This is a genomic window from Pseudomonas vanderleydeniana (assembly GCF_014268755.2).
Taxonomy (GTDB): Bacteria; Pseudomonadota; Gammaproteobacteria; order Pseudomonadales; family Pseudomonadaceae; genus Aquipseudomonas; species Aquipseudomonas vanderleydeniana.
This window is the reverse complement of sequence record NZ_CP077093.1, coordinates 367,789-390,718: the sequence shown is the minus strand read 5'-3', so window position 1 is coordinate 390,718 and position 22,930 is coordinate 367,789. Positions and strand designations below refer to the sequence as shown.

The 22,930-nt window shown below is 64.8% G+C and carries 16 protein-coding genes; 5 read left to right on the top strand and 11 right to left on the bottom strand.

The window, feature by feature from the left end; genetic code table 11:
* Positions 1-56: 56 nt before the first annotated feature.
* The 3 genes from HU752_RS01765 to HU752_RS01755 all read right to left on the bottom strand — a co-directional run bounded on the left by HU752_RS01765 (position 57) and on the right by HU752_RS01755 (position 8,791).
* Positions 57-6,056: an Ig-like domain-containing protein gene (locus tag HU752_RS01765; protein ID WP_225920093.1), complete on the bottom strand. Its 6,000-nt coding sequence runs from the start codon at positions 6,054-6,056 to the stop codon at positions 57-59.
* A 121-nt stretch (positions 6,057-6,177) separates the two neighbouring features.
* Positions 6,178-7,023, bottom strand: coding sequence for a sulfotransferase family protein (locus tag HU752_RS01760; protein ID WP_186684280.1), 846 nt, complete (start codon positions 7,021-7,023; stop codon positions 6,178-6,180).
* Between the two features lie 178 nt (positions 7,024-7,201).
* A complete protein-coding gene (locus HU752_RS01755; protein WP_186684282.1) occupies positions 7,202-8,791 on the bottom strand; it encodes a glycosyltransferase family 39 protein in 1,590 nt (529 codons plus the stop codon).
* Positions 8,792-9,014: 223 nt separating this feature from the next.
* On the opposite strand from HU752_RS01755, the gene HU752_RS01750 reads away from it, so the two are divergent.
* Both HU752_RS01750 and HU752_RS01745 read left to right on the top strand, forming a co-directional pair.
* On the top strand, positions 9,015-9,605 hold the full coding sequence (locus HU752_RS01750; protein WP_186684285.1) for a phage tail protein: 591 nt from the start codon (positions 9,015-9,017) through the stop codon (positions 9,603-9,605).
* A gap of 52 nt (positions 9,606-9,657) precedes the next feature.
* A complete protein-coding gene (locus HU752_RS01745) occupies positions 9,658-9,969 on the top strand; it encodes a hypothetical protein (RefSeq protein ID WP_186684287.1) in 312 nt (103 codons plus the stop codon).
* Here HU752_RS01745 and HU752_RS01740 read toward each other — a convergent pair.
* From HU752_RS01740 to HU752_RS01725, 4 genes are read right to left on the bottom strand one after another with little or no spacing between them, the layout of a single operon-like run.
* The gene (locus HU752_RS01740; RefSeq protein WP_186684289.1) at positions 9,962-10,456 is read right to left on the bottom strand and encodes a GNAT family N-acetyltransferase; all 495 of its coding nucleotides are present in this window, start codon (positions 10,454-10,456) and stop codon (positions 9,962-9,964) included. The genes HU752_RS01745 and HU752_RS01740 overlap by 8 nt on opposite strands.
* Positions 10,457-10,485: 29 nt before the next feature.
* Positions 10,486-12,582 carry a site-2 protease family protein gene (locus tag HU752_RS01735; protein WP_186684291.1) on the bottom strand — a complete coding sequence of 699 codons (2,097 nt, stop codon included), beginning with the start codon at positions 12,580-12,582 and terminating at the stop codon, positions 10,486-10,488.
* A complete protein-coding gene (locus HU752_RS01730) occupies positions 12,582-13,904 on the bottom strand; it encodes an efflux RND transporter periplasmic adaptor subunit (RefSeq protein WP_186684293.1) in 1,323 nt (440 codons plus the stop codon). The genes HU752_RS01735 and HU752_RS01730 overlap by 1 nt, the downstream gene beginning before the upstream one ends.
* Positions 13,901-14,680 (bottom strand): efflux RND transporter periplasmic adaptor subunit, encoded by a 780-nt coding sequence (locus HU752_RS01725; protein WP_186684295.1) that lies wholly within the window; start codon positions 14,678-14,680, stop codon positions 13,901-13,903. The genes HU752_RS01730 and HU752_RS01725 overlap by 4 nt, the downstream gene beginning before the upstream one ends.
* Before the next feature lie 213 nt (positions 14,681-14,893).
* Here HU752_RS01725 and HU752_RS01720 point away from each other — a divergent pair, with 213 nt between their 5' ends.
* Positions 14,894-17,068, top strand: a complete 2,175-nt coding sequence (locus HU752_RS01720; protein WP_186684297.1) for a PA5441 family protein — start codon at positions 14,894-14,896, stop codon at positions 17,066-17,068.
* Positions 17,069-17,074: 6 nt separating this feature from the next.
* The gene (locus HU752_RS01715; RefSeq protein ID WP_186684299.1) at positions 17,075-17,779 is read left to right on the top strand and encodes a DUF3142 domain-containing protein; all 705 of its coding nucleotides are present in this window, start codon (positions 17,075-17,077) and stop codon (positions 17,777-17,779) included.
* A 137-nt stretch (positions 17,780-17,916) separates the two neighbouring features.
* Here the strand turns inward: HU752_RS01715 and HU752_RS01710 are convergent, their stop codons facing one another.
* From HU752_RS01710 to HU752_RS01695, 4 genes are read right to left on the bottom strand one after another with little or no spacing between them, the layout of a single operon-like run.
* On the bottom strand, positions 17,917-18,783 hold the full coding sequence (locus HU752_RS01710; protein ID WP_186684300.1) for an ABC transporter permease: 867 nt from the start codon (positions 18,781-18,783) through the stop codon (positions 17,917-17,919).
* Positions 18,784-18,801: 18 nt separating this feature from the next.
* Positions 18,802-19,656 carry an ABC transporter ATP-binding protein gene (locus HU752_RS01705; RefSeq protein ID WP_186684302.1) on the bottom strand — a complete coding sequence of 285 codons (855 nt, stop codon included), beginning with the start codon at positions 19,654-19,656 and terminating at the stop codon, positions 18,802-18,804.
* 5 nt (positions 19,657-19,661) lie between these two features.
* The gene (locus tag HU752_RS01700) at positions 19,662-20,699 is read right to left on the bottom strand and encodes an ABC transporter substrate-binding protein (RefSeq protein ID WP_186684304.1); all 1,038 of its coding nucleotides are present in this window, start codon (positions 20,697-20,699) and stop codon (positions 19,662-19,664) included.
* Between the two features lie 26 nt (positions 20,700-20,725).
* Positions 20,726-21,622, bottom strand: a complete 897-nt coding sequence (locus HU752_RS01695) for a TauD/TfdA dioxygenase family protein (RefSeq protein WP_186684306.1) — start codon at positions 21,620-21,622, stop codon at positions 20,726-20,728.
* Between the two features lie 447 nt (positions 21,623-22,069).
* On the opposite strand from HU752_RS01695, the gene HU752_RS01690 reads away from it, so the two are divergent.
* Entirely contained in the window at positions 22,070-22,753 is a 684-nt protein-coding gene (locus HU752_RS01690) for a GntR family transcriptional regulator (RefSeq protein ID WP_186684308.1), read from the top strand.
* The last annotated feature ends 177 nt before the right edge of the window (positions 22,754-22,930 follow it).

Sequence of the window (22,930 nt, the reverse complement as noted above, 5' to 3'; positions counted from 1 at the left end):
TGCCGCTTTCTTTTTTATGAGCGCCGACCGCAGTCGGCGCGAACTCCCGATTTGTTTCAGGCCGGTATTTCGCTGACACCGACCTGTTCCAACGCCCAGGCTAGCTCATGCAGTTGTTTCTGCTCGCTGTCCTTGAGTTGCTGCAACTGCTGCCCGAGGGTCGGCGCGCCGAAAATGCCGCGCAGGCCCTTGGCCGGATCACCCAGGCTCTTGCTGCCCTTGCTCTCGAAAGCCTTGGCGCCACCGTTGTCGCTGCCCGACGACTCACGGTTGAACAGGCCCGCCACGGTGCTGCTGCCGAACACACCGCCATCGCCGCCACCAAAGCCGAGGAAGCCGCTGCCATTGCCGTTGCCACCGCTGTCGCTGGAGCTGAACACCTGGGCAATGAAGCTCGGCGCCAACGCACCGTTGTTGATGAAGATGCTGCCGGTCGGCGGCAGCCCCGCGCCCATGTCACGCTGCTCGAACAGCGGCGGGAAGCCCAGCGGCGAACCGAGGTTGCCGGTCGGCGGCCCGAAGATGGTCGGTTGCAGTGGCTGGTTCGGCGTGGTCAGGACCGGTCCGGTCGGGCCGCTGACGCGGAACTGCGGATCGCCGCCCTGGGCCACGGTATTCACCGCGAAGTTGTTGGAGTTGGCGAAACCGACCCCGGCGTTACCGGCCAGGTCAGTGACCAGGCTGGTGTCGAGCGTGATGAAGTTGCTCGGGTCGGTGGTGTTCGCCGTCGGCGTCAAGGTTGCGGTCCAAGTCTTGCCGCCATCGCTGGTGACCAGGTTGGACAACGTGCCACCCGCCACGCTGAGGTCAGACAGATCGAACCCGGTGACCTTCTCGCTGAAGGTGAAGGTCACGGTCGTGGTCTGGCCCGCAGTCAGGTTCGGGTTGGCGACCACGATGGTCGCGGTCGGCCGGTCGTTGTCGATCCCGTAGTTGTTGGAGATCGCGATACCCGAACCGGTGTTGCCCGCGGCATCAGAGACCAGCGCCGTGTCGAGCACGATCAGGTTGGTCGGGTCGGTGAGCCCTGCCGTCGGCGTCAGGGTCGCGGTCCAGGTCTTGCCACCGTCGCTGCTGGTCAGGTTGGACAGCGTGGCATTGGCGACGCTGAGGTCCGTCAGGTCGAAACCGCTCACCGCCTCGTTGAAGGTGATGGTGACAGTAGTGGTCTGGCCGATGCCCAGGTTGGGGTTGGCCACGACGATGGTCGCGTTCGGGCGCTGGGTGTCGATACTGTAGTTGTTGGAGCTGGTGGTACCGCTGCCGGCATTGCCCGAGGCGTTCTGCACACCACTGTTGTCCAGGGTGATGAGGTTGCTGGTATCGCTGACGTTCGTGGTCGGAGTGAAGGTCGCGGTCCAGGTGACGCCACCATCACTGCTGCTGACGGCACTCAGAGTACCGTTCTCGACCGTCAGGTCGGCGTTGGTGAACCCGGTCACCGCTTCGCTGAAGGTGATGGTCACCAACGACGTCGCGCCAGCGTTCAGGGCCGGATTCGCCACGACGACGGTCGCGGTCGGCCGCACGGTGTCGATGCTGTAGTTGCCCGAGTTGGTCACGCCGACACCGCTGTTGCCCGCCAGGTCGGTGTAGCCGGTGTTGTTCAGGGCGATGACGTTGGTGGTATCACGGACGTTGGTATTCGGGGTAAAGGTGCCGGTCCAGGTGATGCCGCCGTCGGTGCTGGTCAGTGTGCTCAGGGTACCGTTGGCAACACTCAAGTCACTGTTGTCGAAGCCGGTGACGGCCTCGCTGAAGGTAATGGTAACGGTGGTGGTCTCGCCTGCGCTCAGGACCGGATCGGCGATCACGATAGTCGCGGTCGGCCGTACGCTGTCGACAGCGTAGGCATTCGAACTGGTGGTGCCGCTGCCGGCGTTGCCGGCCATGTCGGCCACGCCGGTGTTGTCCAGGGTGATGTGGTTGTTGTTCTGGGTGATGCCGGCGGTCGGCGTCAGCGTGGCGGTCCAGGTAATGCCGCCATCGCTGCTGCTGACCGCGCTCAGGGTACCGTTCTCGGTCGTCAGGTCGGCATTGCTGAAGCCGGTCACCGCTTCGCTGAAGGTGATGGTCACCTGCGACGTGCCGCCGATGCCCAGGTGGTCGTTGGCCACCACGATAGTGGCGGTCGGCCGCTGGGTATCGATCACGTAATTGTTGGAAGCGGTGGTGCCGCTGCCGGCGTTGCCCGAACTGGCCGCCTGGACACCACTGTTGTCCAGGGTGATGTGGTTGGTGGCATCGTTGAGGCTGCTGGTCGGGGTGAAGGTGGCGGTCCAGGTGATACCACCATCGCTGGAACTCACCGCGCTCAGGGTACCGTTTTCCACCGTCAGGTCGGCATTGGTGAAGCCGGTCACCGCCTGGCTGAAGGTGATGGTCACCAACGAGCTCTGGCCAATCCCCAGGTTGGGATTGGCAACCACGATACTGGCGGTCGGCCGGCTGGTGTCGATGCTGAAGTTCGCCGAATTGGTGGTGCCCGCCCCACTGTTGCCAGCAAGGTCGGCGATGCCGGTATTGGCCAGGGTGATGACGTTGGTCGAACTGTTGGTGTTCGCGTCCGGGGTGAAGGTCGCGGTCCAGGTGATACCACCATCGCTGCTGCTCAGGTTGCTCAGGCTGCCATGGCTGGCGTTCAGGTCGGCCAGGGTGAAACCGGTCACCGCTTCACTGAAGGTGATAGTCACCTGCGAGGTCTCGCCGAGGGTCAGTACCGGGTCGGCGACAACGATGGTCGCGGTTGGCCGCTGGGTGTCGATCGTGTAGTTGTTCGACGTGGTGGTCCCGGTCCCGGCGTTACCGGCGCCGTCGGTATAACCGGTGTTGTCCAGGGTGATGACGTTGCTGGTGTCGGTGATGTTCGAGGTCGGGGTGAGGGTGGCGGTCCAGGTGATACCGCCATCGCTGGAACTCACCGCGCTCAGGTTGCCGTTGGCCACCGTCAGGTCGGCGTTGCTGAAACCGGTCACCGGTTCGCTGAAGGTGATGGTCACCAGCGAGGTCTGGCCGATGGCCAGGCTCGGGATGGCGACCACGATGGTGGCGGTCGGCCGCACGCCATCGATGGCGACGTTGTTGGACGTGGTGGTACCGCTGCCGGCGTTACCCACGGCGTCCTGCACCCCGGTGTTATCCAGGGTGATGTGGTTGCTCGGGCTGACGAGGCTGGCCGTCGGGGTGAAGGTAGCAGTCCAGGTGACGCCGCCGTCGCTGGAGCTCACCGCGCTCAGGGTACCGTTTTCCACGGTCAGGTCGGCGTTGCTGAAGCCGGTCACCGCCTCGCTGAAGGTGATGGTCACCAGCGAGGTCTGGCCAATGCCCAGGTTGGGGTTGGCGAACACGATGCTCGCCGTCGGCCGCTGGGTATCCACCGAGTAGGTATTGGAGGTGGTGGTGCCGCTACCGGCGTTGCCCGCCTGGTCGCTGACGCCGCTGTTGGCCAGGGTGATGACGTCACCGGTGTGGCTCACCCCGGCCGTCGGCGTCAGGGTCGCGGTAAAGGTGATGTTGTCACTGGTGGTCAGGTTGCTCAGGGTACCGTCGGCCACGGTCAGGTCGGCCAGGGTGAAGCCGCTCACCGCCTCGCTGAAGGTGATGGTCACCAGCGAGGTGCCGCCGATGTTCAGCGAGTTGTTGCTGACCACGATCGTCGCGGTGGGGCGCTGGGTGTCCACGGCATAGCTATTGGACAGGGTCACGCCGCTGCCGGTGTTGCTCGCGGTATCGGTGTAGCCGGTATTGTCCAGGGTGATGACGTTGCCGGCGCTGGTGTTGCCGTTGATCGGCGTCAGCGTGGCGGTAAAGGTGATGTTGTCACTGGTGGTCAGGTTGCTCAGGGTGCCGTTGGATGACGTCAGGTCCGCCAGGCTGAAGCCGGTGACCGCCTCGCTGAAGGTGATGGTCACCTGCGAGGTGCCGCCGATGTTCAGCGTGCCGTTGCTGACCACCACGGTTGCGGTCGGCCGTACGGTGTCGACCGTATAGTTGTTGGACGAGGTGGTCCCGGTGCCCGCCAGGCCGTTCGAGACCCCCGTCACGCCGGTATTGTCCAGGACGATCTGGTTGGTGGCGCTGCTGACACTGGCGTTCGGCGTGAAGGTGGCGGTCCAGGTGATACCGCCATCGCTGGAACTCACCGCGCTCAGGGTGCCGTTGGACACGGTCAGGTCCGCGTTGGTGAAGCCGGTCACCGCCTGGCTGAAGGTGATGGTCACCAGCGAGGTGGTGCCAATGTGCTGGGCGGTGTTGCTGACCACGATGGTCGCGGTTGGCGCCGGGTTGTAGTTGGTATTGATGGTGCCGCCATCGTTGAATATATTGTTCACGGCCGTTGGAACAGCACCCGTGGCACCACCGCCTTTGGTCGTACCGCCAGCACCACTGGCACCGACGTTGCCGCTCATGGCCGAGAAGTTGGCGGCCGTGACCAGCAGTGTCCCCTTGTTCCAGATGGCACCGACACCCCTGCCGGCTGCGCCACCCGCGTCGGCGGAACCACCGGAGGAACTGTCGCCGCCACCGCCACCACCACCGCCACCCGCGGCGATGTTGTTGGAGATGACCGAGGTCCCGACGATAGTCAGGGTACCTGTGCTGGCGTTATAAATGCCGCCACTGGCCGAAGCACCGACACGGCCGACGCTGTCCCAACCGGAGCCGCCGCCACCGCCACCAATGGAAATGGTGCCGTTGTTCGCCGTGCCACCCGCACCGCCATTGCTGTAGCCGAAGGCGCCCGAACCACCCGAGCCTCCCGTGCTGCTGCCGCCCCGGCCGCCCATGACAACCGTGTTGTAACCCCCGCCATTACCACCGGTGTTCGCACTGCCAGCGGTACCGGCATAGGTCCCCGTGCCACTGCCGGCATTACCACCGCGGCCACCGACCTGCCCACCCAGGGCACCGCCGCCGCCGCCACCTCCGCCAACGGAGCCACCGGTGACACCACCGCCGCCGCCACCGCCCGAAGCGGCGTTGGAAGTAACCGTAACGTTGTTCAGGGTCAGGTTACCGGCGTTGACGATGCCGCCGCCCATGGCCGAGGTGGCATCAGCTCCGGCATTGGCGCCCTGCCCGGCCGCCAGGCCCTTGGTGATGATCAGGCCGTCGAACGTCGCGGTGACGCCGGAATTGACCCTGATCACCTGGGTCTTGTACTGGCCGCTAAGGGTCACGTCGGCGACCCCGTCGTTGTTCAGGTCGCCATCGATCGTGAGGTTCTTGGTGACGATCAGTTGCGAGTTGAGGTTGACCGTCATGCCGCTGTTGAAGGTGACGATGTCGCCGGCCACCGCATCGTTCAGTGCCTGACGCAAGCTGCCGGCGCCGGTATCGGCGCTGGTGGTGACGGTGATGGTGGCCAGGCCGTACTGGTAGGCCGCCATCGAATCGCTCGAAAGCAGGTTGCGGCTTTCGATGCTGCCGGTAGCGATTTCCAGGGTCCAGTCACCGCCCAGGCCGGTACGGTTGGTGGACGCGGCGATATCACGCCCGGTGTACTGCGCCAGGGAGTCGACGAAGCTGAGGCCCCTGTCGCCCGCAGCGGTGTTGCAGGCGTAGATCAGGATATCGCCGCCGACGTTCATGTCGCTGCCGATACGCGCCAGCACATCGGCACGGGCCGCGACGTTGTCGGCCGACAGGTAGCTGTTGCCCAGCCACAGGTCGCCGGAGTTGCCGTGGGCGATGATTTCCACGGTGCTCACGCCCTGGTGGGTGTCCAGGTAGTCGGCGATCTGCTGCAGACCGTCCTTGCTGGCATCGAGCACCACCACCTGGGTACCCGGTGCGACACCCTTGAGCAGGCTGTCGAAATCCTTGACCCGCGAATCGACGAACACCACCGACTGGCCGGGCACCGCCGTCGGCGTCGCGGCCGGCGTGGCATCGGACTGCGCATGGGTATCGCTGCTGGTGGCCGCGTGATCGCTGGTCGGCGCCTTCGCCGCATCGGTGGTCGCCGTGGCATGGTCGGTCGGTTGCGCGGCCTCGGCCACGGTCGCCGCCACCGCGCCGTCGAACAGCATGCGCGGCTCAAGCGGGATGATCATGGGTGAAACCAGGGTTCTCACGCCTTGTGCCCGCGCTTTCGGTTTGCTCCACCACATGCTTCACCTGCACTTGAGCGTTCGTGCGCTCAAAGAATTTTTCTGTTGGGATAAAAAACCGCGATCAACTGACCGCGGTGTTGGCTTTCATGCGAATGACATTCGCGGCACTGGCCGTTCCATCATTCCAGAACGACAGCTCCGCATATTTTTCGAACAGATCCGGCGGCAGAATGGTGCGCCGTGATTCCAGCGCCACCTTCGGTTTGACCTTGTGCAGACCAGCCACACCCAGGGCCTGGTCGAAGGCCGGCGCGTCATAGGCCAGGTTGTCAAAATCGTGTTCGAACCACGGCTCGCCGATGAAGTCGTAGACCAGTCGCAGCACCCGCTCCGGGGCCTGGGACAGCAGGTCATAGTCGATCAGCAACAGGGAGTCGGCGTGTTCGCCGTAATAGGCTTCCTTGAGCGCGGTCCAGGCATACCCCACCAGGCGATTGCGCTGTGCCAGGGTTTCGCAGCGGCTGTAGACCGTGTTGCGCTCGATATCGTCGTTGAACAGCTTGGTGTTCTCGAAGGGATTGGCGCGGTACAGCCGCTCCAGGCTGTCCATGACCCAGGCGACGTTGCGCACGCAGACGATGACCTTGGAACGCGGATACAGGTCCATCAGCGCCGGCAGGCGCGCGCACCACTGGCGATTGGTATCGAAGATGACCGACTGGCTGGTCTTGTCGGCGTAGTAGGAATCGAACAAGCCGCGCAGCAGGCGGCGACGGGTGTCGAGGTCGATCACCGAGCCGAATTCGCTGCCGGCGCTGCATTGTTCCAGCACACCGTTGAACAGCACGCCGACCGGGCTGCTCATACCGGCATGAAAACGCGGATTCTGCAGGAGAATGGCGGACAGCAGGGTCGAGCCGGAGCGCGGCAAGCCGGAAATAAAATGGAAACAGCGCAATCCCTTCACCCTAGCCGTAAGTCCTTTTGTAGGACAAAGCGTAGCGTAAGGAAGTGTTTCAGACTAGTAGTGTTTTGACATCAAATTACTGGCCTTTAAGCCGGAAAAGCCCCGTGAACGCGGGCCTTCTCCGACCTTCAACAAGCCTTGCGAACGATCTCATCGCTCTATATCAAGGCCTTAGCGGTTAGTGTCCACTACATGAAGGATGGCAGGTCTCATATAAAATCGCCTGGGTATCCCCCCCTGCTCCCTGATCGATTTTCCGCCAGCCGGTCGGAATCGAGGGGAATTCGTCCGGTGCAACCCGGCTCATCACCAGCCAAACCCGCCCATTACCTGCCGGCAAGTCTTCGAGATGATCCAGATAGACGCCAGCCCTTGCGTCGATCAGGGTACCGAAACCATAGCTGTTGGGCCGGGTCGACATACCGTTGTCGGTCGGCGGCGTATACAGCCGCGGCACTATGGCACTACGGTCGTAGTAACCCCAGGTCAGATACCAGAACATGTCCCCCATCACCACCTGGTCGCCCGCCTGGCTGTGCCGGTTCATGTACTCGACCATGTTGTTGAACTGGTCACCGGCATCCACCGTGTAGTTGTTCTTCAGCCCCATGCCCTCGGCAGCCAGCACCGCCGCCAGCAGCAGCCCGGCGAGGAACCGGCCGTATCGCGCCAGGCGGACGATGGCCAGGGCCAGGATGATCGGCAGGCTCAGCGCCGGTACCGTCAGGTAGCGCTCGATGAACACCGGTGAGACGAACGACACGGCGAACACCAGCAACAGTGGCAGGGCACTGTAGATCACCAGCAGTGTTTCCAGATGGAAGCGGCTGCGATCAGTCCAGACGATGAACACCATCGCCAGCGCGATGACGCTCGGCAGGCTGGTGAGCAGCCACACCGGCATGCCCTCGCCATCGTCCTGGGCCATCACCTGCCAGACCATCGAAGGCAACGAACGCAAGGTCACCGGCGGCTCCCAACCGACATCGCCGCCGACCTTGAGGTCATCCATGTGCAGCACTAGGTCGACCAGGCCCGGCAACCAGGGCAGGAACAGCACCACGATTGCGACGTTGGCCAGCCACCAGTCGCGGCAGGCGATGGGTCTCTGTCCGATTTCGGGATGGCGGCGCAGCAACAACAGCCAGCACCAGTGCGACAGCACGCACAGCGCGGTGAAGTAATGGGTGTAGAACCCGGCCGCCATCAGCAGCACATAGCCCACCAGGTAGCGCTTGCGTTGCGGATTGTGGACCCAGTAGACCAGGGCCAGGGTCGCCCCCAGCAACCACACGCCCAGCAGCGAATACATGCGGATTTCCTGGCTGTAGCGCACCGCCGTGGGCAACAGCGCCAGCAACAGGCCGGCCAGGATCGTCACCCGGCGCCCGGCGGCCAACAGGTGCGCCAGCCAGATGCCGAGAAACACCACCACGACGCCGGGTATGGCGCTGGCCAGGCGAATCGACAGGATCGAGTCGCCGAACAGGCCGATCCAACCGCGCAACAGGGCGAAGTACAGGGGCGGGTGAACATCGCGGGCAGCGTGCACCCACAGCTCGGTCAGCGGGTACTGCGCCAACAGTACACTGGAACCTTCGTCGCCCCAGATCGCCGCTGCCGTCAGTTGATACAGCCGCAACGTCAGGGCCAGGGTCAGCAGCGGTATCAGCCAGGGTTCACGAAGCAGTTGCACCAGGGATTGCGGGGGTAAGACAGGCCGATCATAAAGCTGCTTTATCGTTTCACTACTACCGAGAACGCCCATCACCACCCTCAACAAGTCAACTACTGCCCCACACGGAAGGCATGACGCGATGAATTGTAGGCTAGAACGACCTCGACTTGCCTGGCTGTTCCATTCGCGACTCTTGTCCTACAAAAAAAACCTGAATGTCAAAGACAACGGCTACTCTGTCATCCGGTGCACAACAGACTTGGGCAAAACCAGGCGAGGCACCTCACTCAACACAGCTGAAGGAAAGGGATCCATGGAAGTTTTTGTCGGTACTATCCAGATGTTCGGATTCAACTATGCCCCCCGTGGCTGGGCACTCTGCAATGGTCAAATCCTGAGCCTCGCGCAGAACCAGGTGCTGTTCGCCCTGATCGGCACCTACTATGGCGGCAACGGCACCACCAACTTCGGCCTGCCCAACCTGCAGAGCCGACAGCCGGTCGGCTTCGGCACCGGGCCAGGCCTGTCCCCACGCGTCATCGGCCAGAGTGCCGGCACCGAAAACGTCACGCTGCTGAGCAGCAACATGCCGCCGCAAGCGATCTCGACAGCCAATCTGACCGTGAACACCAGCATCCAGCTGGCAAGCGCACCGAGCACGGTTGTGACCACGGCACCGACCGCCGCCAACTCCTTCCTCGGCGCCTCTCCGACGGGCGGCCCGACTTCGGCCGCCATCTACTCCACCGAAGTGGGGACCGCTGTCAACCTCCAGGGCGTGAGCAGCACCATCGGTGGCACCCTGGTGACACCAGGCAGCAACCTGCCGGTCAGCGTGCTCAACCCATACCTGGCAGTAAACTTCAGCATCGCCCTGGAAGGGCTGTACCCTTCGCGTAACTGATCGAGCCCGTGGGGGCCGGCTGGCCGGCCTCTCACACCAACGGAGAGCATCGATGCTGCAACATGTTTCAAGCGAACATTTCCAGTCCCTGCTGGACCAACCCTGCCCGCTCTACCTGCCCGATGGCAGCCAGTTGCAGATCCTGATCGAGGCCATAGAACCGCGCCCGAAAGCGCAGTTGCCGGAAATGAGCCGCGTACCGTTCAACGTCCAGTTGCACAGCCTGCACCCGACGGACTTCGTCGATGGCCTGTGCAACCTGGAACTGCCGGGGATAGGGCTGCTGGAGGGGATTTTCGTATCGCGGGAGCCAGCCCTGGGCCGGGACCAGGCCCTGGGCTACTTCAACATCGTCTTCAACTGATACCCGGGTACCACACCAGCCGTTCGGCGCCCGGTGTGCTTTCCTCGACCCGGAACCCCAGCGCCAGGTAATGCTGGCGCGCCTGGGGGTTGCTGGCCCAGACCGTGGTCGCGACCGGGCAGCGTACCTGTGTCGCCGCCTTCTGCACGTCCTGCAGCACCATCCGCCCGAAGCCCTTGCCTCGTGCCGCCGGAATGAACGCCAGGTACAGCACGCGGATTTCATTGGGCCCGAAATCGGCACTCAACACACCAATCGGCGTATCGAGCTTCTCCACCACATAGTGCATCGCGTTGGGGAACTGCTCGCCGATGCCCTGTTCCTGCACCTGGAACTGCTGGGCGATCACCTGCTCGATCAACTCCGGCTCGGCATCGATCCACTGCAACTCCGGCCGGGCCGACTGGTAGAGGCTTTGCAGAAAGGGCGCGTCGGTAGGCCGCGAGGGCCGCATGGACAAACCGGCAGCCGACGAACTGTTCAACATCGGTGTATTTCCCTGTACCTGGTTAATGATCAGAAGCCACTTTCACGCACGCCCAAGGCTGCCATCCGCCGCCAGGCGATGCCCAGCAGCGACTCGCTGCGGCCCTGCAGGACTGCGACACCGCGTAGCGGATGGCTGGGCGTGGGGACATCTTCAAGCAGTTTGAGCCGGGCACCGTATTGTGCCTGCACCGGCTCCGGACGACGATTCTCGTCACGGCGCACGGCAATCGGCCCGTGGTGATCGGAAGTCAGCGCTTCCTGGTCGATGACCGACACACCGTTGGCGTCGATATCCAGCAACTCCACCGGCCAGGCCGGGCGCATCGGGTCGTCGGCGACGAAGCGCCCGCTCGCGCCGGGCGCGACTCGCCACAGGTCCTCTTCGGCCAGGTAGCCGCGCAAGCGCGTGCCGTCCTCGACGATCCGCGCCAGCGGATCACGGGTCGAGACCCAGCGGCCGGCACGCAGGTTCGGCATCAGGTCACGCACCTGGCCGGCCTGCGGGGCCCGCAGCAGCAGGCGCTCACGCCGCGCCTGCAGACCGCGATACTCGGCCACCGACTCGGCCAGCCGCTGTTCGAGAATGCCGACATCCGCCGCCGTTTCACTGCGCCCGGCCTGGCGACGCAACTGCAATTGCAGGATATCGATCTCGCGTCGAACGATGACCGAGCGCGATTCGATATCCGGCGACTCCAGCTCCACCAGCACCGTGCCCTGCTCGACCTGCTGGCCATCCTGCACATTGATTTGGCGGACCCGCGCCGCCACCGGCGCATGCAACGCCGTGACCCGTCCGGCTTCGAGCATCGCCGGCACTTCCACGCTGCTGCGCCAGGGTACCGCCACCAGCAACAGCAGGCCCAGCAGCCCCAGGCCGCTGAGCAGCACCCGCGGGGTGTGCGCCTGCTCGTGGCGCTCCCACCATTCGCGGGTCTCCTTGAAAATCGGCAGGAAGATGAACCAGCCCAACTCCACCAGCATCAGGAAGATACCCAGCAACTTGAAGAACAGGTGATAGACCGCCAGGGCGATCCCGAAGAACAGCGCCGCCCGCCACAGCCAGGACATGAAGCCCCAGCCCAGCAGCCGCCGGCGCATGCTCGGCGACCAGGGCTCGGGGGCCGGCTCGCCGTAGCCGAACAGCGCCTCGCGCAGGCGCCAGCGGCACAGGGCGAAGGCGCGGCCCTGAAGGTTGTCGACCTCCCAGAAGTCACTGAGCAGGAAGTAGCCATCGAAACGCATGAACGGGTTGAGGTTGACCGCCAGGGTCGTCAGCCAGGTGGCGCTGGCGAGCATGAACGCCGCCGTGCGCGCCGCTCCGTCGGGCAGCAGCGACCAGGCCAGCAGGGCGATGCAGGCCAGCAGCATTTCCGCCAGCACCCCGCCGGCGCCGATCAGCAGCCGCGCCTTGCGGTCGTTGACCCGCCAGGCATCGCTGACATCGGTATAGAACAGAGGCAGCAGGACCATGAACGCCACGCCCATGCTCTGCACCCGACAGCCGGCACGCTTGGCCATGAAGGCATGGCCGAACTCGTGGCAGAGCTTGGCAAAGAACAACGCCACGCCAAAGGCCATCGCCCCGCCGAGGCTGAACAGGTGCGGAAAGGTCGCGAGAAAGCGCTCCCAGTCGCGCGAGACCAGGAACACGCCCAGGCCGAGCGTCAGCGGCAGGCCGTAGCGCAGCAATCGCGGGCCGAAACGCGCCAGCCACGGCCAGGCGCGATTGAGAAAGGCGTCCGGTCGCCATAGCGGAATACGGAAGAACAGATACTGGTGCAGCGCCATCTGCCACAGGCTCTGCCGCGAGGCAGCGGCTTTCCAGGCATAGCTGGCACGCTGTTGCGGGTCGAGGGCGGCGATCAGGTCGTGGCTGCGCAGGAAAGCCAGCATCTGCTCCAGCTCCGGCTCGCCCAGCGGCAGGCCCGGTTCATCGTTCGCCGCCTGCAGCACCCGCGCCGGATCACCCAGCGACCAGTGCCGCAGCAAGCGGATGGCCTGGGCACCGAGCTTGAAATAACGCCCGCGCACCGGGTCGGCCAGGGTCCAGCGTGGCGACCCGTCGAGGGCCGCCGAGGCGGGCGTGAGCTGCAGGTCCGCGCGCAGGCTGGGCAGGTTCATTACAGGCCGACGCTCTGGCGCAACCCGGCCAGCGGCCGGCGCAGCAGGTACAGGGCCAGCGGCGCGCGCTGGCCGAAGATCTTCGCGGTGCCGCGCAGACCGATCCGCGGTGGCGGCGAATCACTGAAGCCGGCGTCCAGCCGATAGGCCAGTTGCCCGGCCGGGGTCGCCTGGGCCTCGTAGGCCACCCGCTCGAGCCTGGCCGAATGACGCTGCAGCGGGTCACTGTCGAGGAACAGTGCCACCTCGGCATCCGGCTCCAGCGCGATGGCGTCGCCCACGGCCAGTTCGATGCGCAGTTCGGCCTGGGTCGGGTCGGCGATTTCCATCAGTCGCTCGCCGGTCTGCACCGGCTTGCCGGTCCAGCGCTCGGCATCGGCGAACACCGCGATGCCATCACGCTCGGCACGCACCTCGCTGCGCTTGAGCAGTTCGGCGGCATAGTCGCGCTCGGCGCGCTTCTGCTCGACCCGCGCAGCGAGCAGGTCGATCTTCGAACTTGATTCGGCATCAGCGAAGGCCCGCTGGGAGTTGGCCTTCAACTCCGCCTCGGCCACGCCGAGGGCACGCTGGGCCACATCGGCCTGGGCCTTGAGCGTGGTGCTTTCGAAACGCACCAGCAGGTCACCGGCCTTGACCGTCTGGTTGGGCTTGACCAGGAACTCGGCGATCACCCCATCCAGCGGCGCCGCCACCACCCGGCCGGCCAGCGGCACGACTTCCGCCGGCGCCAGCACCGACTGGCGCACCGGAATCAGCAGGCTCAGCAACACCAGGGCGACCAACAGCACCTGGCGCTTGCGCGTCAGCCGCAAGCGCCACGGCCGGCGGGGCTGCAGCGCCAGCCAGGCGTGGCTGTAGGTGTCGCCCAATTGCGCCAGCAGTACCTGTTCAGAGGGGGTCCAGGGGTTGTCGCGGGCCAGCCAGAGGCCGCCGAACACCTCGCCCTTGTGGTCGAGCAGCGGCAACCAGAACACCTGGGGGGCCGACAGGCTGCGCCAGTCCTCGACGACCGAGGCACTGAACGCGTCCATCGGCACCACGGTGGCAGGCTGGGCCCGTTCCAGCTTGAACAGTTGCGCCACGGCGTGCTCGACGAAGGCCACGAAGGGCGCATTCGGCTCCACCGCACTGACGCCGGTCACCGCGCGCACCTTGCCGGCAATCAGCAGGGCGGCATGGCGAAAGCCGAACAGCGCCTGGCCATCGTTGACCAGGCTGTAGGCCAGTTGCTCAGGGGTACGGGCAGCACGCGTCAGCCGTTCCAGGTCGAGGAACTGGGCAAAGACCCGCTCCGCCGCGCCTGCGACCGGTGCGTTCATTTCAGCTCCGCGAAATGCGCCGTGCCGCTCATGCCCGCCAACAGGCCTTCGGCCTTGGGCAGGCTGGCCACCAGCAACAGGGTCTGGCTGCCTTCGTCGATGCGCGCTCCCAGGCGCTTGATGGTCGCGGTCAAAGACTGACCGGTTTCATCCGGAACGAAACTGAAAGTCTGCCCGGGCTTGAGCTTGCCCATCCAGCGCGACGGCACCAGCAGGTGGATTTCCAGGGTGCGGTTGTCGACGATCTCCAGCATTGGCGAGCCGACCGAAACGCTTTCGTAACGCTGGACCTTGCGCTGCACGACCTGCCCGTCATAAGGCGCGATCACGCTGCAACGCTTGACCTGGACCTGATAGACCTGGGCCTGGGCCTGGGCCTCGGCGACCTTGGCTTCGGCCCGCGCCACTTCGAAACGACCGACCGAATTGAGCGAGGCGAGCTGGCGGTTGTGCGCCAGTTCCTCGTTGGCCCCGCGGCCGGCGGCCTGGGCGGCGGCCAGCTGGGCCTGGTAGGCCGAACAGTCGAAACGCGCCAGGGTCTCGCCCTGCTTGAACGTCTCGCCTTCGCTGAACGGCAGTTCGACGATGCGCCCGGACAGCTCGCTGGCGAGCATGGCCTGGTCACGTGCGCGCAACACGCCACGGGCCTCGCTGGCCGTGGTCGCGTGGGCAGCAGGCGCAGCCGTGTCCAACAGCGGATCCGTCTCGGCCGCCTGGGCCTGAGCCATGTGCGCCACACAGGACAACCCGAAAACCAAACCCCAAAAACGCTGCATCACAGTGACTCCTTGTCGGACAATCGCGAGTCTACGGTAGCCAGGGTTAGCGTCAAGCAAATTGCCAGCATCGCGCCCCGGCTTGCCGATGTGCGGCAGGTCACAGCCTGCACTGCCGCGTGCGGTACAAGCATAGGTGGACTTGCCGCGCTTCGGTATGATGGCGGCCCTCCCCGGCCTCGGCGCCGCACGTTTACGGATTAAGGACAATTCATGCGTATCGCTCTTCTGACATCCCTGGCGCTGGGCGTTGCCTTCTCCTCTCAGGCCCAGGCCAGCTCCGACGATTTCTGCTATCCACGCTGGTCGATGATGCAGTACGGGCTGGACCGCTGCAGCAACCTGGCCTTCCTCGCCCCGGGCAACGACAGCCGGGTCAACCTGCGCCTGCTGCTGGCCGACCAGGGCAAGCTGCCGCTGGCCCCCGACGAGTTGAACGAGGAAGAGCTCGCCGAAGGCTACGGCCCGGTGCCCTTCGCCAATACCCGGCTGCAATCGAGCGTGCCGGACGCCAGCGGCGAAGTGAGCAACGCCGAGAGCGTCGAGCTGGACGAAACCCTGGAAAAACTCGGGATCAAGCGCGGCGACGAGGCTCCGGCCGGCGATGCTTTCCTCTCCGGCGAAGGCAGCCGCTGCCGCAGCAACTCGGAGGAAAGCACCAGTGCCTTCATCGAGGCGCTGCTCGCCACCGGCGAGCTGTCCGAGGCCGAACGCCAGGCCCTGGCGCGCTCGCGGGTACAGATGCTCACCACCTGCAACTGGGACCCGGCGCAGCAGGCCGCCTTGTTGCCCACCGACGTACAATCGGCGCCAGGCCAGGCGTTCGTCAGCTACCTGCGCGCCGCCAGCGACTTCTACAGCGGCCGTTTCAGTGAAGCGGCCGGCGGTTTCGCCAACCTGGCGCAGAACAGCCAGCCCTGGCTGAAGGAGACCGCGCTGTACATGCAGGCGCGTACCGCCCTGAACATCGCCCAGCAGAACCTCTTCGACGCCGAGGGCATGCCCACCGACAAGGAGGCGGACCCGGCGCAGTTGAAACAGGCCGAGGACGGTTTCAACAACTACCTGAAGACTTATCCACAGGGTGCCTACGCGACCTCCGCCCGTGGTCTGCTGCGCCGGGTCTACTGGCTGGCGGGTGACAGCGACCGGCAGGCGGCCGAATACCTGTGGCAGTTCAACCTGCCCGAAGACGCCCCGCGCAACGTGTCCTCGGACAGCCTGGTGCAGGAAATCGACAGCAAGCTGGTGTTCGGCGTCGGCGAAATCAACGACCCGCTGTTCCAGGCCGTCAACGACCTGATGGCCATGCGCACGACAGGCGACTACGAAACCAGGAAACAGCTGACACTCGACGCCCTGCAAGCCCATAAGGCGATCTTCGCCGCGCAACCGGCGCTGCATGACTACCTGCTGGCGGCGTTCCACCTGTATGTCGAGAAGAATCCGGAGCTGGCGCTCAAGGCGCTGCCGACCGAAATCCCGCCGAAGCTCGACTACTTCGCCTTCAGCCAGCAGATGCTGCGGGGCCTGGCACTGGAAGCCAAGCAGGACTGGCCGGCCGCCGAGACGCTGTGGCTGCAACTGCTGGCCCAGGCGAAACAGCCGCTGCAACGTGAACAGCTGGAACTGGCGCTGGCCAACCACTACGAACGCAGCCAGCAGGTGGGCAAGGTGTTCGCCGCCGACTCGCCGATCAAGACCCCGCAGGTACGCGCCATCCTGCTGCGCCATGTGGCCGACGCCGCACTGCTGCGCCAGCAGGTCAAGCAGGGTCCGGACGCCACCGAGCGCGACAGCGCGCTGTTCGTGCTGCTGTACAAGGACCTGCGCCTGGGTCACTACCAGGACTTCAGTGAAGACCTGAAGCAACTGCCCGCCGAACCGGCCGACACCAAGCTGGGCACCAGCCTGGGCTACGTCTACAGCAGCGGCCAGTCGCTGCAGCTGTTCCGCTGGAACGGCGCCAAGGCCGAGTCCGGCTACACCTGCCCGGCCATCGCCGAGACCGTCGCCAGCCTGCAGGCCGATGCCAAGGCACCGGCGGCACTCAACTGCCTCGGTGAATTCATCCTGCGCAACGGCCTCGACGGCATGCCGCTGGACAGCCAGCGCAACAAGGACGAGTTGGGCGGTACGCCGTCGCTGTTCAAAGGCCCGGTGTACTCGCGCCTGGACGGCTACCAGCACGTCCTGGCCGATGCCAAGGCCTCGCGCACGGACAAGGCCTACGCGCTGTTCCGGGCGATCAACTGCTATGCCCCTGCGGGCTACAACAGCTGCGGCGGCAAGGAAGTCGAGCCGGCGCAACGCAAGGCCTGGTTCAAGCAGTTGAAGGGCAGCTACGCCGACACCCAGTGGGGCAAGTCGCTGCAGTACTACTGGTAAGTGTCGATGGGCCGAGGGTGCTGGCTGTTGCTGGCCGCCTGGCTGAGTACCAGCCAGGCACTGGCAGCGGTCGATGCGCGCGAGCATGACGCCTTCTGGCTGTGGAGCGGCGTCGCGCCACAACCGGTGCTGGCCCAGGCGCGCAGCCTGTACGTACTGCAGGGCCAGGTCAGCCAGTCACGCCAGCGCGGCATCAGCTTCATCGCCCAGGGCATCGCGATTCCGCGCCTGAGCCGGGGCGAGGTGTGGGTGGTCTATCGCGCCCATACCCTGCACTGGCCGGAGTCGGTCTATCGCCAGTTGCTCGGCCAGGTCAAGCGCTGGCAGCAGGCGGGCAACCCGGTGGTCGGCATCCAGATCGACTTCGATGCCCGCACCCGCTACCTCGACGAGTACGCCGACTTCCTGCGTGACCTGCGCCAGCGCCTGCCGGCCGATCTGCGCCTGAGCATCACCGGGCTGATGGACTGGAGCAGCAATGCCGATCCGAAGGCCATCGCCCAGCTCAAGGGCGTCGTCGATGAAGTGGTGGTGCAGACCTACCAGGGACGCCGCAGCATTCCCGACTACGCCGCGTACCTGCCCCGCATGAATCGCCTGGGGTTGCCGTTCAAGATCGGGCTGATCCAGGGTGGCGAGTGGCAGGAGCCCTCGTATCTCAAGAACAGCGAGTGGTTTCGCGGCTACGTGGTGTTTTTACAGAATCCTTGAGTCAGGCGGTGCCTGGGCCGACGTCTTCGCCGGCAAGCCCGGCTCCTACAAGGCTGCGTCGACCATAGATTTTGTGTACGGCGCGGCGTTGTAGGAGCAGGGCTTGCCCGCGAAGACGTCAGACCGGACAACACCACTTAACGCTGCATGCCCCAGCGCTTCACGGTCACCCGCTCCAGGCTGTCGAACACCAGGTTCTCCACCAGCAGGCCGATCAGGATCACCACCGCCAGCCCGGCGAACACCTTGTCGGTATAAAGCTCGTTGCGGTTCTGGAAGATGTACCAGCCCAGTCCGCCCTTGCCACTGGTGGCGCCGAACACCAGTTCCGCCGCGATCAGGGTGCGCCAGGCGAACGCCCAGCCGATCTTCAGTCCGGCGAGAATCGACGGCAACGCCGCCGGAATCAGGATGAACAGCACGAAACGCAGGCCCTTGAGGCCATAGTTGCGCCCGGCCATGCGCAGGGTTTCCGATACGCCAAGGAAGCCGGCGTAGGTATTGAGCGCCAGCGCCCACAGCACCGAGTGCACCAGCACGAAGATCAGGCTGTTCTGCCCCAGCCCGAACCACAGCAGCGCCAGCGGCAACAGGGCGATGGCCGGCAAAGGGTTGAACATCGAGGTCAGGGTGCCGAGCAGGTCGCGGCCAAAACGGCTCGACACCGCCAGCGTGGTCAAGCCGAACGCCAGCACCACGCCCACCACATAACCCTTGAGCAGCACGACCAGGGAAATCCATACCTTGCCCAGCAACTCGCCACTGAGCAAGCCGTCGTAGAGGGCGCTGGCCGTCTGCAGGAAGCTCGGCAGCAGCAGGTCGTTGTTCTGGTAGCGCGCCACCGCTTCCCAGAGCACCGCCAGCAGCACCAGGATCAGGCTCTTGCGCAGCCAACCCTGTTGCCACAGTCGTTGCGCCAGCGACAGGTCGCGCTCCAGCGGCACTTCGAGCAGCGGCTCCAGGGTGACTTCGTATTCTTCACGCACGGGGGATGAAAGACTCATCGGCAATTCTCCAGCCGCTCAATAGGCAATGCGGATATCGGCGAAATCCAGTTCGGTTTCGGCCTGCGGGGTTTCGTCGAACAGCAGCCGGTGGATGCGCCGGGCCGACGCCTGGAAAGCCGTGCCGCCCAGGCTGTGCAGGTCGTACTGATGACTGTGGATTTCCGCCCGCACCCGCCCTGGGTGAGGAGACAGCAGCAGGATGCGGTTGCCCACCACCAGCGCCTCCTCGATCGAGTGAGTGACGAACAGCAGCGTGAAGCGCACTTCCTCCCAAAGCTGCAACAACTCTTCCTGCATCTTGCGCCGGGTCAGCGCGTCGAGGGCGGCGAAGGGCTCGTCCATCAGCAGGATCTTCGGTTGCATGGCCAGGGCCCGGGCGATCGACACCCTGGCCTTCATGCCGCCGGACAAGGTGTGCGGGTAGGCATCGGCGAAGGCCGCCAGGCCAACCTTCTCCAGATAATGCAGGGCGCGCTCCTCGGCCTCGCGGCGCTTGAGCGTGCCGGAAGCGAGTAACGGGAACATGACGTTCTGCTTGACCGTTTTCCACGGTGGCAACTGGTCGAACTCCTGGAACACCACGATGCGGTCCGGACCCGGCTCGGTGACCACCTGCCCCTGCAGACGGATCTCGCCTTCACAGGGCCGGATGAACCCGGCGGCGGCCTTGAGCAGGGTCGACTTGCCGCAACCGGAGGGCCCGAGCAGGACGAAACGGTCCTGCTGGTCGACTTCGAAACTGACCCGGTGCGTGGCCCGCACCACCCGCTCAGGGGTGCGGTACTCCAGGCTGACCCGGTCGACCGCCAGCAACGCGGGGGTCGTGGCGATCGGTTTGCTGGCCGTGTGGCCTGGCAAGGGGGCATTCATGGCGATCAGCTCCCCTGCAACGGCTTGGCGTCCTGGAAGAAATAGTCCTTCCACGACTCGGGCTTGTGCTTGATGGCGCCGACACGATGGAGGAATTCGGCCAGCGGATAGGTGTTCTTCGGTGTCACGGTGAACTCGAACTGCGGGTTGTCGATGATCTTCAGCAGCGCCGCCCGGTCGATCTTGGCCTTGGTCACCCGCAGGTAGGTGTCCGCCGCCGCGCCCTTGTCCTTCTGCGCGAAGTCGGCGGCTTCGGCCAGGGCCTCGACGAAAGCCTTGTAGGTCTTGGGGTTGTCGTTGCGGAATTTCTCGGTGGCGAACAGCACGGTCGGCGAGTTCGGCCCGAACAGGTCGTAGCTGTTGAGCACTACGTGGACGTTGGGGTTCTCCAGCGCCTGCTCCTGGAACGGCGGGTTGGAGAAGTGCCCGGTCAGCTCGGTGCCGCCGGCGATCAGTGCGGCGGTGGCGTCCGGGTGCGGGACGGCGACGGTGTACTTGTCCAGCCGATTGAACTCCTTGTCGCCCCACAGCTTGGCCGCCGCGTACTGCAGGTAGCGCGACTGCACCGAGACGCCCACCGCCGGCAGGGCGATGCGGTCCTGCTCGGTGAAGTCGGCAATGGTCTTGACCTTGGGGTTGTTGCTCACCAGGTAGTAGGGAAAGTTGCCCAGCGAGGCCACGGCCTTGACGTTCTGCCGGCCGTAGGTGCGGTCCCAGATGGTCAGCAGCGGGCCGACGCCGGCCCCGGCGATGTCCACTGAACCTGAGAGCAGCGCGTCGTTGATCGCCGAGCCACCGGACAGCTGGGTCCAGTCCACCTTGATGTCGAGGCCTTCGGCCTTGCCGTGCTTCTCGATCAGGTGCTGGTCACGAACCACGTTGAGCAGCAGGTAGACGATGCCGAACTGTTCGGCGATGCGGATTTCGCCTTCGGCCTGGGCCGTGGCCGGAGCCAGCAGGCTGCTGGCGAACAGACTCAGGCTCAGGCCGAGGGTCGTGGTGAAGCGGCCGAGTTTCGGCAGCAGCGCAAAGGGTGCAGGCATGGGGATGCTCCTTGAAAGCGATCGGGTCAGAACGGGGCATCGCCCTGGATAGTGGTGCGGTACAGCTTGCGGCGCAGATGGTTCGGGCAGCCGGCGGCCAGGTGGATCAGCGAGCGGTTGTCCCAGAACACCAGGTCGTGTGGCTGCCATTGATGGCGATAGACGTTGTCCGGGAGCACGCTGTGGGCGTACAGCTCACTGAGGATCTGCCGGCTTTCGTCTTCCGGCAGGCCGATGATCCGTGTGGTGAAACCTTCACTGACGAACAACCCCTTGCGACCGGTTTCCGGGTGGGTGCGGACGATCGGGTGCACCACCTCGGCGACCTGGGCCAGTTGTTCCGGGGTCAGAGTCGGACGCCAGTTGCCCTCGAACTTGGTCTCGCTGTAGCGCGCGGTGTAGGAGTGCGCCGCCGAACGTCCCTCGATCGCCTTGCGCAGCGCTTCGGGCAGGTTGTCCAGGGCCTTGTGCTGGTCGGCGAACAGCGTGTCACCGCCCTCGGTCGGCAGTTCCTGGGCGTGCAGCATGGACCCCAGGCTCGGCAGTTCCTTATAGGACAGGTCCGAATGCCAGAACTTGCCGGCGTCGCCCAGGCCGATGTTCTGGCCGTTCTCGATGATGTTGGAGACGATCAGGATTTCCGGGTGCCCGGCCAGGAGAAACTGTTTCAGTACGTGAATCTGCAACACGCCGAAACGCCGGCTGAAGGCGATCTGTTGCTCGGGGCTGATGCGCTGGTCACGAAACACCAGCACATGGTGGTCCAGGTGGGCACGGTGGATACGGGCGAAGTCCTGCTCATTGACCGGCTGGCGCAGGTCCAGGCCGATGATTTCGGCACCTGTCGCGCCAATGAAGGGGCGGACCTCGAAGGATTGGGACGCCGCCACGGGCGCCGGGGAAACCGCAGAAACCAAAGACATGTATTCAACTCCCACGCAGAGCACGCCCGATAGCGCGCCTCGATCAGAAACTCACGGTGGTCCCGTGTTGGTTCAGTTCGTGCGGCGCACCGATTGGTCGGTGGGTACGCAGTGGGGTGACGATATAGTCATAAGAGATATAATTTAAATACTATTTAGGAATATGCATAGGACATCGGCAAGCGCCGGTCCTGTCGGCCAGCTGCCGCTGTGCAAAATACGCCGCCGTTGCAAAGTAAAACGTACTTACAGAATGACGGAGACCTACACTGATTCGAGAAACGCTTGATAGTTACGCGGGGTTTGCTGGAAGAAAATGGCACCTTGCAACTATCCGCTGTGGAAGGACCCCAATATCCGGCAGCGGTTTGAAAAGCGTCCGGGCGGCAGCAGGTATTGCGTCGAACTCGACTTGAGCTGCCCTTTCGAGCAGCAGGTGGTTCCAAAGTGGCAAGAAAACCAAACCCCTTGAGCAGCATCCTCGTCAGCGAGCCGATACCCGCCCATCTCGCCCGGGCCGTGATCGAGGAAACCTTGCGCGGCGCCATTCTCGATGGACGCCTGCCCTGCGGCATGGCGTTGCGCCAACAGGAATTGGCGACGCTGTTCGGCGTCAGCCGGATGCCGGTCCGCGAAGCCCTGCGCCAGCTCGAGGCGCAGTCGCTGCTGCGCGTCGTCCAGCACAAGGGCGCGGTAGTCGCCCCGCTGATCGACGATACCTCGACGGAGAACTACGACCTGCGCATCCTGCTCGAATCGGAAGCCCTGCGCCTGTCGGTGCCGCGACTGAGCGAAGAGGACCTGGCCCGCAGCGCCGCCTATATCGACGAGCTGGAGGCCCAGACCGACTACAACGACGTCGGCCGGCTCAACCGCCTGTTTCACATGAGCCTCTATTGCAAGGCGCCCAACCACAAGCTGCTGGCCCTGATCGAACAGGGCCTGGTAGAGGAGGAACGCTTCCTGCGCTTCAACCTGTCAGCCATGGGCCTGGGGAAACTCTCCCAGGACGATCACCGGGAACTGCTCCGCTCGGCTCGTGCCGGCCAGGTCGATGCCTGCGTGACGCACCTGCAGCAGCACCTGCGACGAGGTATCGAGGTCATCCGGCGCTACCTTGGCCAGCCTTGAACGATCCGCCGAGGCACGGGTCGATCACCGTCTTTCCCTGAACGTATTCACGGAGGTCAGTCCCGGACCACCCCGGCTGACTGCGGGACGACCGGCCCCGGACGAGGCATCGGGTGCGCCTGTCTCCCCAGGCGCTAGCCGAGTCACGCGGTTGGACACACCCTTGTCAATCGGCAC